Here is a 14,694-nt window from a genome sequence, read left to right on the forward strand (position 1 = left end):
AAAGGGTTCACATCATCATATTCCGATGACGTGAACCCTTTTTTCGTTATTTTTGGCTAGTTATGTCCCAGCCTCCTTTTCCTATAACAAGAGCTGATTACTGAGGTTGTGAAGCGTGCTTATTCCATGTCACCATTTGGAGACCCTTTTGTATGGCCGTTGGCATCCTCGCCGGTACTCATTCGGTTCCCTTGTGGAGACTTCAACATAGATCGAATGGTTTGCTGTAGAGAAGTTTGTGTGTTTTCATCTTTTGTATCAAGCGTACTAAATCTTTCTACGTCCTTAATATGTTCCGGATTATCGGATACATAGACGTGATAGTAGCGGGGAACGACAGACATTGCGGTGCGTTTCACTTGATCCGCGGCTTTATTTCGATTCGGATTGTCTGTCTTGTAGGCAATGAGCACCTCGTCATCTGTGACAAGGGTCGCAGCATCATGAATATTTGGAATGGAAGTAGCCATACGACTGATCGAGTCTGCTACTTTTTCTCGATTAATCGAAATCATTCCTTTGTTCATATTGGATTCGTCGTGATCCGCGTTTTTTGTATGACGCACATACCCATAATCCTGCTGATCTTTTTTAGTCGTGTTATACAAATCATTGCGATCCGATACGTTTAGCGTTTCGCCATTTTCCTCATAGAGTGCTTCATCTTGATTCTCTGTATTGGATTGACAGCCGCTAACCGTTATAATAGCTATAGTAGTACAAGCAAATAGAAAGTGTTTATTCATCCGTCAATACCTCCTTATATTACATAGGATGTGGCAAAATACATGAATTTCTCATGTTAATTGATGGTTTTCGACTATATAATAAAAGGTAATAAAAAGGAAAAATGAGGTGAAAAGATGATTTGTGTAAATAACACGTGCTATGAGATCGTAAAAGAGTACCGAGAAGGGTTTAATGAAGAGGCGTTTTTAGGGCGATACGTGGATTTGTTGAATCGATACGATTATCTCGTCGGTGACTGGGGATATAATCAGCTTCGCCTAAGAGGTTTTTTCGACGACCAAAATCAAAAAGCAACGTATGATACAAAAATTAGCACATTAAACGACTACATACAGGAATATTGCAATTTCGGATGTGCCTATTTCGTTTTACGCAAAGTGGCAAAATAAAAAAGGGTCAAAGAGAAAGACGTTTCGTCCTTCACTTTGCCCTTTTTTTACTTAGATTAATTCATATAAAAATTCACGAAGCTCTTGAGCATCGCCTTCATCCAGCTTGTAGACGTGTTCTAGATAGCCAGGCTCATCAAGGTCATCTGTTCCGATAATGGCAAAGCGCCCACCTTGAATATCTAAGACCAGCTGCTTTCCATAATAGCGATCTGTTTGAATGATGGCTAAATCAAAACGCTGATGTTCGCCAACGAAGCTGACAAATCTTGTTTTCGTATCTACCGTATCGTCGTACAGAAAAAATCGTTCACTCATGTCTACCTCTCCCATACTTGTTTTTTTAATCATATCAAAAGAAAAACAAAACGAAAACGACTATCTTCTTTAGAAGAGATTCATTTTTAGAGCGTTTACATTTGTGCTATACTAAAGAAAGACTATACATGTACATACAATAGGGACTTATTCAGAGGGGGAAGCAGCATGTATTTTGTGGACCGAGATAAAATTGAAGAACGACTACAATTTCTAGAAGCAACCATTCAATTATTTAATGAGCAAAAGAGATGGACGACGCCAATTGAGATTCGAGCATTAGAGCGTATCGGTCACATTGCCATTGATGCTATTTTAGACGTTGGAAATGCCATGATTGATGGATTCATTATGCGCGATCCAGGGAGCTATGAGGACATTATTGATATTATGATGGATGAGAAAGTCGTATCAAATGAGGAAGGAAATCAGCTAAAAGAAGTGATTTTCCTGCGCAAACAACTCGTTCAAGATTATACAGAGGTTGATCACAGCGTACTAGAAGAGGTGCTAAAAAAGAATATCCATGTGATCAGCGCTTTTCCTGTAAATGTGCGAGCTTATTTAGAAAATGAGCTTGGTCCTGTTTCAGCTTTTAAAAGCTAATTGATGTGTGCGAATGGGCGATGAGAGACAGCATTGTTTGTATTTATAGGTAAAATAAGATATGCTTTTGTGGTACATGATAAGAATGTATCAAAGGACATATCTCTTAATTAAATATAAGCCTACTAAGCGGCTCTTAAGAGGGAATATCCTTTTACGAGTCGTTTTTTAGTGATTTGAGGAGGAAACAAACGTGAAAAAGTACAAAGGATATTTATTAGATCTAGACGGTACGATGTACATGGGAACAGAACTTATTAAAGAAGCAAAAGATTTTGTTGTGGCACTAAAAGAGCAGGGAGTTCCATACCTGTTTGTCACAAATAACTCGTCTCGTACACCAGAGCAGGTAGCTGATAAATTAATGAGCTTTGGAATTCCAGCTACAGAAAAGCAAGTATTTACAACAAGTCAAGCGACGGCTAACTTCCTTCATGAACGCAAGCCAAACGGTACAGCATACGTGATTGGTGAGGAAGGAATTCGCACAACGTTAGAAGAAAAAGGCTTCACGCTTCAAGAAGAGCACCCTGACTTTGTTGTGGTAGGAATTGATCGAAGCATTAGCTATGAAAAATTTGCGACTGCATGTCTAGCTGTACGTAACGGTGCTACGTTTGTTTCAACAAACGGTGATATTGCGATTCCAACAGAACGCGGTTTGTTACCAGGGAACGGATCTTTAACATCGGTTATTACCGTGTCAACACAGACAGAACCAATCTTCATTGGTAAACCGGAAAAGATCATTATGGAGCAAGCGCTAAAAGTATTAGGAACACCAAAAGAGGAAACGGTCATGATCGGTGATTATTATGATACTGATATTATGGCGGGGATGAATGCCGGAATCGATACGATGCTCGTTCATACAGGCGTAACGACACCTGAGCTTCTAAAGGGATATGACAAACAGCCAACGCATACGGTTCATTCCCTTGAAGAGTGGATTCCCAACATTTAAATTGAGAATAAGAAAAGGACTTGTGCGAATGAAGCACAGGTCCTTTTTTGTAGTACACCTAACGATTATCTTTTAAAACGGATTTTTACATAAGAGCAATTACGAATGCTCAGTGGATTTTTTATATTAAGAATCTTGGTGTGCGGCACGGTGCGCGAGTCTGCTTGATGCGGCAGCAGCAATCGCCCCAACGATATCATCTAAAAAGGTATGACATTGGCCAGTCGATTTATCATTTAGGTATTGTAAAATGCCAGGCTTTTGTTTGTCGATGTATCCATAATTGGTGAATCCGATTGAGCCGTATACGTTAACGATAGACAGAGCAAGAATTTCATCGATTCCGTACAAGCTTTCATCTTTTGCCAAGATGTCTTGAAGCGGCTCTTCAAGCATTTTTTTCTCTGCTAAAACATCTAGCTGAATACCTGTCAGGATCGCATTTTGCACTTCTCGTTTTGCAATTACACGCTCCACGTTCGCACGACATTCCTCAAGATCTAAGTTTGGATGATATTTTTCCTGAAGGTAGAACACAAGGTCTGCAATGTCTTCAATATTCACACCGCGTTCCTTTAACCATTCTCGTGCTTTTATTTCTAGCTGACTCATTTTGTGGTCTTTTTCCATTACTTTCACCTAGTTTCTATATAAATTTTGGTACAGGCATTGGTTCATCAGATCACTTCTTTGTCCCAATTTACGGAATCGCCATAGACGTGTAAAAAGAGTACCACTCCTTAACTTGAAATAGCGGAGAGAGAAGGATTTTATAAAGCAGATTCATTCGTTTGAAAAGAAAAGGTGTAGTCTTACTTTATTCATCAATTGGCAAAGATTATGACAAGTAATTGTTTCCTTCTACATATATTTGTAGTAGTAAGGAGTGAAGAACATGATAAACGAAGCGATTCAACAATATTATGGCTTACAACCTGGAGAATTAATTGATGCGGGTCCCTATAAAACGTTTTTTTATCGTAACATTCTTCACACGGTCGTTGACGTCACCGGCATGGACGAGGATGAGCTAACAGAAATGCACCAAATTAGTCAGCATTTAATGGGACAAGGAGACCGTCAAGTGGCGACCTTTATGCCTAATTTATCAGGAAGCGTCCTAACCAAGGTAGAAGAGACGAAACTAATTATTTGTCGAAATGCTCTATATGAACGCAAAGAAGATGCTTTTAATGTAGGAAGAGAACTTGCTTATTTTCATCAGCGTGGTAAAATGCTGCCGTTTCAAGTGGAAAAGATAACTCGAATCGGTCAGTGGAAAGATCTATGGGAAAAACGGCTCAATCAGATGGAGAACTTTTGGCGTGGAAAGCTTCAGGAGCTTCCGAATCACGATATGGAACGAAAATTTATTGAATCTTTTCCGTATTACTTAGGTTTAACTGAAAATGCGATGCAATACTTAGTAGATACAGAAATTGATGATCTCCCTCGAGCAATTGATACAGCAACTGTTTGTCACCATCGGTTCATACCAGACACGTGGGGAGAATCCTATTACTACAAGCTTCCATTTGATTGGGTATTTGATCATCCAAGTAGAGACTTAAGTGAATACATTCGATATCTCTATCTCGAAAACGAACAGCCTGAAGCCATTCGTAAAATTCACGCGTTTTTAAGCGAGTATGAAAAAGTAACGCCGCTCTCATCCTTTTCATGGAGGCTACTGTATGCTCGTCTCCTTTTCCCTGTACACTATTTTGAGACAGTTGAGAGATATTACAGTACTGGAGATGAAGATCGCAAATATAAGGCGTTTAAACGCTTAGAGTCGATCGTTGAAGAAGCGGCCAACTATCAGCTATTTTTAAAGGAGTTTTATGCCACAATGGGAATCCCAGCAGCCAAGTACAGTATTCCTGAGTTAGAGTGGTTATAGAAGGTTCGCTCTTCGCTAAGCGTCCTAAATAGTATGGTAGAATAGAGATAACCGACTATTTAGATAATGAGGTGGAGAGATGGAAAAGCCATTTGTTTATATTACACGTCAACTACCAAAGAAACTAATTGCCCCACTAGAAGAAATAGCAAACGTGGAGATGTGGGGTAAAGAGGAAAAACCAGTTCCTTATGAAGTGTTAAAAGAAAAGTCACGAAAAGCAACGGCCCTTTTGACAATGCTCTCAGACCGGATCGATCGGGCGCTTTTGGAGGAAGCTTCTCAACTAAAAATTGTGGCAAACTTAGCGGTTGGTTATGACAACATTGATGTAGAAGCGGCAACAAAGCAGGGAATTATCGTTTCCAATACACCCGATGTGTTATCTGATACAACGGCAGATTTGACCTTTTCGCTGCTACTATTGGCTGCGAGACGCCTCGTTGAAGCCGCTGAGTACATTAAGAACGATCAGTGGAAAGGATGGAGTCCGTACCTACTTGCAGGTCGGGATGTTCACCATAAAACGATTGGAATTGTAGGCATGGGGAACATTGGACGTACCGTAGCTAAAAGAGCAACTGGATTTGACATGACGATTTTATATCATAACCGTTCACGTGATGAAAAAGCAGAGCGCGAACTTGGTGCGATGTACGCATCATTTGACGAGCTGATTACCAAAGCTGATTTTATTGTCTGCCTCACACCGTTAACAGCGGAAACCATGAATCTTTTTAACGAAGAAGCGTTTCGTAAGATGAAATCAACCGCTGTTTTTGTGAATGCCTCACGGGGTGCGGTTGTGGATGAAAAAGCACTTCTAAAGGCGATACAAGAAGGAGAAATAGCAGCTGCTGGACTAGACGTTTTCCGACAAGAGCCAATTGCCGCAAATGATCCGTTACTTACACATCCTCATATCATCGCGCTTCCGCATATTGGAAGTTCAAGTATTGAAACACGTACAGCCATGGTCGAGCTTTGCGTAGAAAATATTAAGCGTGTCTTAAAAGGAAACACGCCTGCTACGATTGTTAATCGTTCAGTCGTTCAGCATATATAAAAGAGAAGAACTCTTCGTTTGGGCGGAGAGTTCTTCTCTTTATATACTAACTTGTAAATACAAATATAAAAAAGAAGGTTTTCTCCTTCGTACACAAGTGTTACTATGATAAAAAGTCAAAATCTTTAAAATTATCCATCCAATAAATTAGGTAACGCTTTCATTTTAAAGTTTCTATTTTTAGGGTTGTAAAAAATCAGAATAGTCTCTATAATGTCCTTTATAAAAGAACAAATGTCTATACAGGGAATACAAATCCAACATACGATACATAGAGGTGAAGAAAATGGTAAAAAAAATATCAATTGGGTTGTTAGGTCTTGGAACAGTGGGAAGCGGCGTCGTAAAAATTATTGAGAATCACCAGGACAAATTAATGCATCAAGTCGGATGTCCCGTCGAGGTAAAGCGTATCTTAGTGAATGATTTGGAAAAGGAACGAAATGTGGAAGTCGATGCTACAAAGCTAACGAAAAATGTAGAAGAAATTCTTCATGATCCAGAGATCGATGTGGTGATTGAAGTAATGGGAGGAATTGAAGAAACCCGTGATTACGTTTTAACGGCTCTTCGCAATAACAAGCATGTGGTAACGGCCAATAAAGATTTGATGGCTCTATACGGATCGGAATTATTAACGGTTGCCTCTGAAAGCAACTGTGATTTGTTTTACGAAGCGAGTGTAGCAGGGGGCATTCCTATTTTACGCGGCTTAGTAGAAGGGCTCTCTTCAGATCGCATTACAAAAATGATGGGCATTGTGAACGGTACAACAAACTTTATTTTAACGAAAATGAGCAAAGAAGGACGCGCTTACGATAATGTCTTAGCAGAAGCACAAGAGCTTGGCTATGCGGAATCTGATCCAACAGCCGATGTAGAAGGACTAGACGCAGCTCGTAAAATGACGATCTTATCAACGCTAGGCTTTTCGATGAAAATCGATTTAGATGATGTGCGTGTAAAAGGAATTTCTTCCGTAACAGAAGAAGATTTACGCTATAGCAAGCAGCTTGGCTACACGATGAAACTGATTGGGTATGCCCATCGTGATGGGGAAGAGGTAGAGGTGAGCGTTCAGCCGACACTTCTTGCAGATACGCATCCGCTTGCAGCTGTTAACGATGAATACAATGCTGTGTATGTGTACGGTGAAGCAGTAGGGGAAACGATGTTTTATGGCCCGGGTGCAGGTAGTCTTCCGACTGCTACGGCCGTTGTGTCTGACTTAGTTGGTGTGATGAAGAACATGCGTTTAGGCGTAAACGGAAAAAGCGCAGTAGCCCCACAGTTTCCAAAACAGCTCAAAAACGAAGATAAAATGTTCTCTAAGTATTTCTTGCGCATCCACGTAAAAGATCAAGTAGGAGCCTTTGCTGACCTTACAACGCTATTCTCTAATTACGGCGTGAGCTTCGAGAAGATTATCCAGCTTCCGGTCAAAAATAGTGACTTAGCAGAAATTGTTGTTGTTACACATCAGGCGTCATTAAAAGATTACGAAACAATTATGGAAGAACTACGAGGACTAAAGATTTTAGATAGCATCAAGAGCAGCTACCGCGTAGAAGGGGAGGCACTTGCCTAATGTGGAAAGGATTACTACAAGAATACAAAGAGTTTTTACCGGTAAACGAACGTACACCAAGGCTAACGCTACATGAGGGAAATACGCCCCTCATTCATTTAGAAGAGCTTTCAAAGCAGTTTGGAATTAATCTTCACGTCAAAGTTGAAGGTGCGAATCCAACCGGTTCCTTTAAAGACAGAGGAATGGTGATGGCGGTAGCGAAGGCAAAAGAAGAGGGGAGTAAAACTGTAATTTGTGCTTCAACAGGGAATACATCAGCCGCAGCGGCAGCTTATGCGGCACGTGCTGGAATGCGCTGTATTATTGTGATTCCGGACGGGAAAATTGCGATGGGTAAGCTTGCTCAAGCGGTTATGTACGGAGCAGAAATTATAGCGATTGAAGGCAATTTTGATGAAGCGCTTGCCATGGTACGTAAGCTTAGTGAATCTTCTCCTTTAACACTTGTTAATTCAGTCAATCCGTATCGAATTGAAGGGCAAAAAACGGCTGCGTTTGAAATCTGTGATCAATTAGGGAAAGCACCTGATGTTCTGGCAATTCCAGTCGGAAACGCCGGAAACATTACAGCTTATTGGAAAGGATTTAAGGAGTATAACGAGAAAAAAGAAACAGGTCTTCCGCAAATGAGAGGGTTTGAAGCGGAAGGTGCCGCTGCCATTGTACGCAATGAGGTTATTCCAAATCCTGAAACGATTGCGACAGCTATTCGGATTGGTAATCCAGCAAGCTGGCAATATGCCGTGGACGCAGCAGACTCCTCAAACGGAAAGATTGACGAAGTAACAGATGAAGAAATCTTAAAAGCGTATCATTTACTTGCGAGTACAGAAGGTGTATTTGCAGAGCCTGCTTCATGTGCATCACTAGCGGGTGTGATCAAACAGCTGGAATCTGGAGAAATTATCCCTGGCTCCACGGTAGTTGCCGTTTTAACCGGAAACGGACTAAAAGATCCAAATACGGCCATCGACTCAAGTCATTTCAAGCCTGTTGTATTACCAAATGAAGAAAAAGCAGTGTTTGAGCACATTGAAGGTGTGATGGCGTCATGTTAGGAAATCGCCGCTTTACCATTATTGTTCCGGCAAGCTCTGCTAATCTAGGTCCGGGCTTCGACTCTGTTGGTATGGCGCTCTCCTGCTACTTGACGTTAGAAGTGGAGGAATGCAGCGAGTGGCGTTTTATTGCTGCCTCTCCGAACTTAGAAGGAATTCCAGAAGGAAAAGATAACTTAATTTACGAAGTAGCTCAGCAGGTGGCAGCAGATCGTAACGTAACGCTTCCGCCTGTAAAGGTTACGATGACAAGCAATATTCCGTTAGCACGAGGATTAGGAAGCAGTGCTTCTGCAATTGTCGCAGGTATCGAAATTGCAAACGTATTAGGTGATTTACAGCTCACGAAAAAGGACAAGGTCCGAATTGGGAGCGTAATGGAAGGACATCCAGACAATGTGGGTCCTGCTGTGTATGGTGGCATTTTAATTGGTTATCATCATGAGGACGAAACGTATACGGTTCATATAAAAGACGTAGAGGTGGATACCGTGATGGTCATTCCGCCGTACGAGCTGAAAACGACGTATGCAAGAAATGTTCTCCCCGAGCAGCTAGCGTACAAGCGTGCAGTTGAAGCGAGTGCGGTGAGTAATACGCTAGTGGCAGCGTTATTTACAAACAATTGGTCATTAGTTGGAGAAGTCATGGAAAAAGATTTATTTCATGAGCCTTATCGCTCATCACTTGTAAAAGAACTGGCTGTTGTGCGAAACGCAGCCAAAGAGAGTGGGGCATTCGGAACCGCCCTAAGCGGTGCTGGTCCGAGCATCTTGTGTTTTGTGAAATCAAACGAGGCCGAAAAGCTCGTTCATTCATTGAAGGCGCTTGTCCCTCATTGTGAAGTTCGCCATGTAAAAGCAGACACAGAGGGAGTACGTATAAAGCATCACTCTGTTATGAGATAAAAAAGAGGCGTTCTCCTTCCGGAGGACGCCTCTTTTGGGTTATTAGAATACTTGTTCAACTTCTATAACGCCAGGAACTTCTTCTAATAGTGCACGTTCAATACCTGCTTTTAGTGTGATTGTAGAACTTGGGCAGCTACCGCAAGCACCTAAAAGGCGTAGCTTAACGATGCCATCCTCCACGTCTACTAATTCACAATCCCCACCATCACGTAGTAAGAAGGGACGCAATTTATCTAATACTTCTTGGACTTGTTCTTTCATTTCTGCTTCCATACATATCGACTCCTTTCCTTGTCTCTCATTATAAACGGTCTTACTAAAAAAATCTATTCAAGAACACACGGTAATGTTAACCTGAATTCAAAAGATGTTCAAATATTCTTTATTGTGTAAAATATAAGGAGAACAATAAAGCAAAGGGGAGAGAGAATGTGGGAAGAGAAATGGTTGAAATTTGCGTGTATGGTGCGGAGATTATTTGTGCGAGCTGTGTTAATATGCCATCTTCAAAAGATACATATGAATGGATTGAAGCAGCAGTGGGGCGCAAATACCCATCACAGCCTTTTACATTAACCTATATCGATATTTATTCTCCACCAGCGGATGACGAAGAGAAAAAAGCATTTGCTGCTCGAGTAATTGAAGAAGACTTATTTTTCCCTGTGATTGTGATTAAAGGGGAAATTATCGGTGAGGGAAGCCCTCGCCTAAAGGATATTTATTCTGAAATGGAGAAGCATGGCTATCTAGCAAACTAAAACAATAGCACCGCAAAAGCGGTGCTATTATCCGTTATGATACTTGTACATCCAAAGAATTCCTGATTTTAGGAGGCGAGCAACTCGTCCTGTAATGGCGCGGTCGTTTACTAAACCGAAGCCATGTTTTTTACCGAGTGAGCCCAATACGCCTTTTAATTTAATTGTTGGAAGCTCGTCTGGAAGAGGCTCATTGTTCCAGCGTTTTTGGAGCATCTGGACGATTTGTTCTGCCTGTCCTTCTGCTAGCTGTGCGCTAGGTGCGTGCGGAAGACTTGCGCAATCCCCAACAACATATACATGCTCGTCTGTTGGAAGGTTGTGATGTTTCGTAAGTACAACACGTCCCTGAGGATCTTTTTCAACGTCTAATTCTCGTACTACTCGACTAGGCTGAATACCAGCAGTCCATACGATTACATCGCTGTGAATCGCTTCGTCATTGTTATATAGAACGTTTTCTTCTACTCTAGTAATATTTGCTTTATTGATGATTTCCACTCCATGAGAAGTAAACCATCCTTGAACGTATTTACTTAAACGTTCTGGGAAAGCTGATAAGATAAATTTACCGCGGTCAAACAGCTTAATTTTTAAGTCTGGTCGGCTTTCTTTGACTTCACTTGCAAGCTCGACACCACTTAACCCTGCACCAACGATTGACACGATCGCGTGATGAGGAAGGTTATTAATCATTTGATAGGTTTTGCGTGAAGCATCGATTGACTGAATGCTATAAGTAAACTCAGGAGCGCCCGGTACGTTATGATATTTGTCTTCGCATCCTAAGCCGATTACAAGGTCATCATAAGGAACAGTTGACCCGTCTTGCATAAGAACTGCTTTTGAATCTAAATCAATTTTTTCAACTAGACCGTGCTTAATGGTTAAACGAGGATCTTCAGGAAAGGCTACGCGTATATGGTTATCCGAAATGGTACCAGCTGCTAGCGCGTAGAACTCAGTTTTTAATGAGTGATATGGTGCTTTATCAATGAGAGTAATTTGAACATCATTTGGCAGATGATTTGGTAAAAAGCGATGCAACATGCGCATACCGCCGTATCCGCCACCTAAAATCACAAGATTTTTCATAAAAATTTCCCCTTTTTGCAAAAACAAGTTTGTGAAATAGCTATGTATTGATGCAACATATTTTACTGCGATAATATTTTTGTGTCACAATAATTGCGTTTATTCACATAAAAGTATAACTAAATAATGAAAAAATAACAACCTATTGCACGATGGTTTTTTTACTTTTAACGCTTTTCTGAAAGTGATTATTTTTCACTTAAAGCGTTGCTGCATAGAAAAAAGTGGGAATAGAAAACGTCAAAAGTTGACGATGAATCAAAAAAATTGTAGATTTACAAGTAATAGAGAGGTGAGCAAAAGTGATTAAGCCAATCATAGAATTTTGTATAAGTAATCTAGCTAGCGGCGCCCAAAAAGCGATGGAACAGCTTGAAAAGGATTACGATTTAGACATTATTGAATACGGCTGTCTGGGGTATTGTGGAAAATGTGCTCAGTCTCCATATGCACTGGTAAACGGTGAAATTGTCACAGGTGCAACATCAGACGAGTTAGTTCAAAATGTATATGCTTATTTAGAAGAAAATCCAATGTTTTAATAGATGTCTTTTGCATACAGACAAAATGAGCGGTAGGACGTGTCCTACCGCTCGTTTTATCTAAATAACCTCTGCTTCTTGTTTTTGTTTTTCGCGAATTTCTTGATAGCGATCACGGGCCATTTCAATGGTTTGTGGATCTCCTGCTTTGGCATGACGCTGAATAATTTGTGAAAAGTAATAGGCTGCCTCATGTTCCTGTCCAACGCGCCGGTTCAATTCTCCAATTAAATATAAGACCTTTGTAAGGGTCATTTTAGAAGATTGAAAATCATCGGTTTCATAGGAAAGCTTATACTCATTGAGAGAATAAAGTAAAAAACGTTTTTCTTCCTCTTCCTGTTGTTCAAGACGATGTAGCCACGCAATGCGCAATAATAGACCAGCTATCGTGACGTGTTTCTCTTTTTTTAATAGAGCACAATAAAGTGCTAGCTTATAGGCATTGATCGCTTTTAAAGCAGAGCGTTCATTTCCGTAGTCCTGATGTGTCCAAAGCTGGCACACCTGTTGAACGATCTGTTCTTTTGCATTAGGTGGGAAATAAGGGGAAAAATCTTCTGTATGTGAATAGCCGCAGTTGGGGCATGTATTCACGTGATAAAATAGTGGGTTTAAATGAGTGTTTTCGTATACGCTGTAGAAGTCGGTGTCTAGTGATGCGACCCTAACAAACCTAGATAAGATCTTTTTCGTTTGATACGGGGACATACAAATGGGACACTCCATCCGCTTGTCGTACATTCCTTTCACGTCTAGCCCTCCTCTTTTGTTGTAATGATAAGCTGTATTCGAAACATACTTGTATACTTCATTATAATCCAAAAGAACTAGTTGTTGCTAGGTGTAAAGGCATAAATAATAAAAGCTTCTCCATTAGATTACTAATGAAGAAGCCAAAAACGGGGGATGTTCTTATTGTGCTCTTTTTTAGATATCTTTATACTAGACACAAGAAAAAATAAGTGGAGGCAGCGATGAAAAGTTTTCAATTTACAAAGATGCATGGATTAGGAAATAACTATATATATGTCAACATGTTTGAAGAACGAATCGAAGAAGCACAGCTACCTAATGTGGCTGTGAACGTCTCAAATGTTTATACCGGAATTGGATCAGATGGTTTAATTCTTATTTGTCCATCAGACATCGCGCCAGTGAAAATGCGTATTTTTAATAACGATGGTTCTGAAGGAAAGAACTGCGGAAACGGTTTGCGATGCGTAGCGAAGTATGCATATGAACATAAGATAGTAGAAGAAACGGAATTTCAGATTGAAACACTCTCAGGTGTCGTAGATGCAAAGGTAGTAGTAGAAGACGGGATTGTAACTGAAGTAACGGTCGATATGGGGGAACCACGATTACAGCGATCACAAATTCCAATGACAGGTGACGATACGTCCCAGGTCGTAGCAGAAAAAGCTATATTTGGCGGGGAAGAATATGAAATCACGACCGTCTCAATGGGGAATCCACACGTCATTTTTTACTTGAATGACATTGAAGAAGCCCCGCTTACAACGCTTGGTCCGATCGTTGAGAAGGACGCGCGCTTTCCAGAAGGCGTAAACGTCGAGTTCGTTGAAGTAGTGAATGAACACGAGCTGCACTTCCGCGTTTGGGAGCGAGGATCAGGAATTACTCAGGCATGCGGAACAGGCGCTTGTGCCGCTGTGGTAGCTTCTGTGTTAAATAATCGTACGAAACGCAACGTGCCAACAACGGTTCATCTAGCAGGCGGAGATTTAGAGATTACGTGGACGACAGAAGGACGCGTATTAATGAAAGGTCCTGCAGAAGTAATTTGTACAGGAGAGTATTATTATTAAAACAGACTATTTGTTTCTATAGTCAAGGAAATATATAATTTAGGTAAGAGTTTGAATCTGATTCAAGTAAAGGAGGAGAAACGATGAGTGAACAATTAATTCACATAACAGAAGCTGCAGGCTTTCAAATAAAAGATATGATGAAACAAAATGAAGAAGAAGGTGCATACCTTCGATTTGGTGTCCAAGGTGGAGGGTGCAGTGGCCTTTCATACGGAATGGGATTTGATCACGAGGTAAAAGAAGATGACGTTATTTTAGAACAACAAGGTCTAAAAATTCTTATCGATAAAGAAAGCTCGTTAATTGTAAAAGGCGTGCAAATCGATTACAAGCAATCAATGCTTGGAGGCGGCTTTACAATCGAGAATCCAAATGCCATTGCATCATGTGGCTGCGGTTCTTCTTTCCGTACAGCGTCAAACGCAGGTAAACCTGAAGAGTGCTAACATCCGAACCTCTCCAATGAAAGTTGGAGAGGTTCTTTTTTTATTTATCATTTTTCATCTTTTATGAATACACGCATACAATAAAGTACAAACTTTTTGAAAAGTCAATAGATAAAGTATTGAAAATTTTGAATATTGTGTTACAATTTTTGTAGGGGATAGACACAAAAGGAGGATGAAAGGTATGGCACCTTACAAGCCACGAAACGGGATAACAAAAATGTGCAAGAGAATGGCAAAAGTGAAGTTTGTAATCTCTGTTATATTATTTATTGCCGGTTTATTTGTAAGCGCTTCCTCATCTATGAACTATTTTTTTATTGGTAGTTTTGGTTTCTTATGTGCCTCAATGACTATTTTCGTTCTAGGAACGTTTATTGGTTTACTAGACGATACGACAGAAAAAAGCAGCACGAAAATCTACTAGTGATGAAGGGTGTTGGTTGAGAATCTCTTGAC

General features: G+C 40.5%; 19 protein-coding genes. 13 read left to right on the forward strand and 6 right to left on the reverse strand.

Translation table 11 applies throughout. The annotated features are described in order from the left end of the window. Window positions 1-119: 119 nt before the first annotated feature. The gene (locus AMD01_RS04440; RefSeq protein WP_053400206.1) at window positions 120-746 is read right to left on the reverse strand and encodes a YhcN/YlaJ family sporulation lipoprotein; all 627 of its coding nucleotides are present in this window, start codon (window positions 744-746) and stop codon (window positions 120-122) included. A 117-nt stretch (window positions 747-863) separates the two neighbouring features. Here AMD01_RS04440 and AMD01_RS04445 point away from each other — a divergent pair, with 117 nt between their 5' ends. Continuing rightward, complete coding sequence (locus AMD01_RS04445) at window positions 864-1,139, forward strand: YutD family protein (RefSeq protein ID WP_053400207.1); 276 nt, start codon at window positions 864-866, stop codon at window positions 1,137-1,139. 51 nt (window positions 1,140-1,190) lie between these two features. On the opposite strand, the gene AMD01_RS04450 is transcribed toward AMD01_RS04445, so the two are convergent. Then, on the reverse strand, window positions 1,191-1,457 hold the full coding sequence (locus AMD01_RS04450; protein ID WP_053400208.1) for a DUF3055 domain-containing protein: 267 nt from the start codon (window positions 1,455-1,457) through the stop codon (window positions 1,191-1,193). Window positions 1,458-1,625: 168 nt separating this feature from the next. On the opposite strand from AMD01_RS04450, the gene AMD01_RS04455 reads away from it, so the two are divergent. After that, complete coding sequence (locus AMD01_RS04455; RefSeq protein WP_053400209.1) at window positions 1,626-2,063, forward strand: DUF86 domain-containing protein; 438 nt, start codon at window positions 1,626-1,628, stop codon at window positions 2,061-2,063. 193 nt (window positions 2,064-2,256) lie between these two features. Then, a complete protein-coding gene (locus tag AMD01_RS04460; RefSeq protein ID WP_053400210.1) occupies window positions 2,257-3,027 on the forward strand; it encodes a TIGR01457 family HAD-type hydrolase in 771 nt (256 codons plus the stop codon). A gap of 126 nt (window positions 3,028-3,153) precedes the next feature. Here the strand turns inward: AMD01_RS04460 and AMD01_RS04465 are convergent, their stop codons facing one another. Then, window positions 3,154-3,657 carry a phosphatidylglycerophosphatase A family protein gene (locus AMD01_RS04465; RefSeq protein WP_053400211.1) on the reverse strand — a complete coding sequence of 168 codons (504 nt, stop codon included), beginning with the start codon at window positions 3,655-3,657 and terminating at the stop codon, window positions 3,154-3,156. A gap of 265 nt (window positions 3,658-3,922) precedes the next feature. On the opposite strand from AMD01_RS04465, the gene yutH reads away from it, so the two are divergent. The 5 genes from yutH (at window position 3,923) to thrB (ending at window position 9,553) form a co-directional block, all read left to right on the forward strand. Continuing rightward, the gene (yutH, locus tag AMD01_RS04470; RefSeq protein ID WP_245638884.1) at window positions 3,923-4,930 is read left to right on the forward strand and encodes a spore coat putative kinase YutH; all 1,008 of its coding nucleotides are present in this window, start codon (window positions 3,923-3,925) and stop codon (window positions 4,928-4,930) included. Window positions 4,931-5,009: 79 nt separating this feature from the next. Further along, complete coding sequence (locus tag AMD01_RS04475; RefSeq protein ID WP_053400212.1) at window positions 5,010-5,996, forward strand: 2-hydroxyacid dehydrogenase; 987 nt, start codon at window positions 5,010-5,012, stop codon at window positions 5,994-5,996. Window positions 5,997-6,282: 286 nt separating this feature from the next. Beyond that, window positions 6,283-7,584 carry a homoserine dehydrogenase gene (locus tag AMD01_RS04480; protein WP_053400213.1) on the forward strand — a complete coding sequence of 434 codons (1,302 nt, stop codon included), beginning with the start codon at window positions 6,283-6,285 and terminating at the stop codon, window positions 7,582-7,584. Beyond that, window positions 7,584-8,645: a threonine synthase gene (thrC, locus tag AMD01_RS04485; protein WP_053400214.1), complete on the forward strand. Its 1,062-nt coding sequence runs from the start codon at window positions 7,584-7,586 to the stop codon at window positions 8,643-8,645. Before AMD01_RS04480 ends, thrC begins: the two co-directional genes overlap by 1 nt. Continuing rightward, window positions 8,639-9,553 carry a homoserine kinase gene (gene thrB, locus AMD01_RS04490; RefSeq protein WP_053400215.1) on the forward strand — a complete coding sequence of 305 codons (915 nt, stop codon included), beginning with the start codon at window positions 8,639-8,641 and terminating at the stop codon, window positions 9,551-9,553. Before thrC ends, thrB begins: the two co-directional genes overlap by 7 nt. A 42-nt stretch (window positions 9,554-9,595) precedes the next feature. Here thrB and AMD01_RS04495 read toward each other — a convergent pair whose 3' ends face one another. After that, window positions 9,596-9,829 (reverse strand): NifU family protein, encoded by a 234-nt coding sequence (locus AMD01_RS04495; protein WP_053400216.1) that lies wholly within the window; start codon window positions 9,827-9,829, stop codon window positions 9,596-9,598. 170 nt (window positions 9,830-9,999) lie between these two features. Here AMD01_RS04495 and AMD01_RS04500 point away from each other — a divergent pair, with 170 nt between their 5' ends. Beyond that, a complete protein-coding gene (locus AMD01_RS04500; RefSeq protein WP_053400268.1) occupies window positions 10,000-10,317 on the forward strand; it encodes a YuzD family protein in 318 nt (105 codons plus the stop codon). Window positions 10,318-10,344: 27 nt separating this feature from the next. Here AMD01_RS04500 and AMD01_RS04505 read toward each other — a convergent pair whose 3' ends face one another. Beyond that, window positions 10,345-11,412 (reverse strand): NAD(P)/FAD-dependent oxidoreductase, encoded by a 1,068-nt coding sequence (locus tag AMD01_RS04505; RefSeq protein ID WP_053400217.1) that lies wholly within the window; start codon window positions 11,410-11,412, stop codon window positions 10,345-10,347. Between the two features lie 302 nt (window positions 11,413-11,714). Here AMD01_RS04505 and AMD01_RS04510 point away from each other — a divergent pair, with 302 nt between their 5' ends. Beyond that, the gene (locus AMD01_RS04510; protein WP_053400218.1) at window positions 11,715-11,954 is read left to right on the forward strand and encodes a YuzB family protein; all 240 of its coding nucleotides are present in this window, start codon (window positions 11,715-11,717) and stop codon (window positions 11,952-11,954) included. A gap of 60 nt (window positions 11,955-12,014) precedes the next feature. Here the strand turns inward: AMD01_RS04510 and AMD01_RS04515 are convergent, their stop codons facing one another. Continuing rightward, the gene (locus tag AMD01_RS04515; protein ID WP_053400269.1) at window positions 12,015-12,698 is read right to left on the reverse strand and encodes a DUF2225 domain-containing protein; all 684 of its coding nucleotides are present in this window, start codon (window positions 12,696-12,698) and stop codon (window positions 12,015-12,017) included. Window positions 12,699-12,931: 233 nt separating this feature from the next. Here AMD01_RS04515 and dapF point away from each other — a divergent pair, with 233 nt between their 5' ends. The 3 genes from dapF (at window position 12,932) to AMD01_RS04530 (ending at window position 14,662) form a co-directional block, all read left to right on the forward strand. After that, the gene (gene dapF, locus AMD01_RS04520; protein ID WP_053400219.1) at window positions 12,932-13,786 is read left to right on the forward strand and encodes a diaminopimelate epimerase; all 855 of its coding nucleotides are present in this window, start codon (window positions 12,932-12,934) and stop codon (window positions 13,784-13,786) included. A gap of 83 nt (window positions 13,787-13,869) precedes the next feature. Beyond that, complete coding sequence (locus tag AMD01_RS04525; protein ID WP_053400220.1) at window positions 13,870-14,235, forward strand: HesB/IscA family protein; 366 nt, start codon at window positions 13,870-13,872, stop codon at window positions 14,233-14,235. 184 nt (window positions 14,236-14,419) lie between these two features. Beyond that, window positions 14,420-14,662 (forward strand): hypothetical protein, encoded by a 243-nt coding sequence (locus tag AMD01_RS04530; protein WP_053400221.1) that lies wholly within the window; start codon window positions 14,420-14,422, stop codon window positions 14,660-14,662. The last annotated feature ends 32 nt before the right edge of the window (window positions 14,663-14,694 follow it).

The organism is Priestia koreensis (genome assembly GCF_001274935.1).
Taxonomy (GTDB): Bacteria; Bacillota; Bacilli; order Bacillales; family Bacillaceae_H; genus Bacillus_AG; species Bacillus_AG koreensis.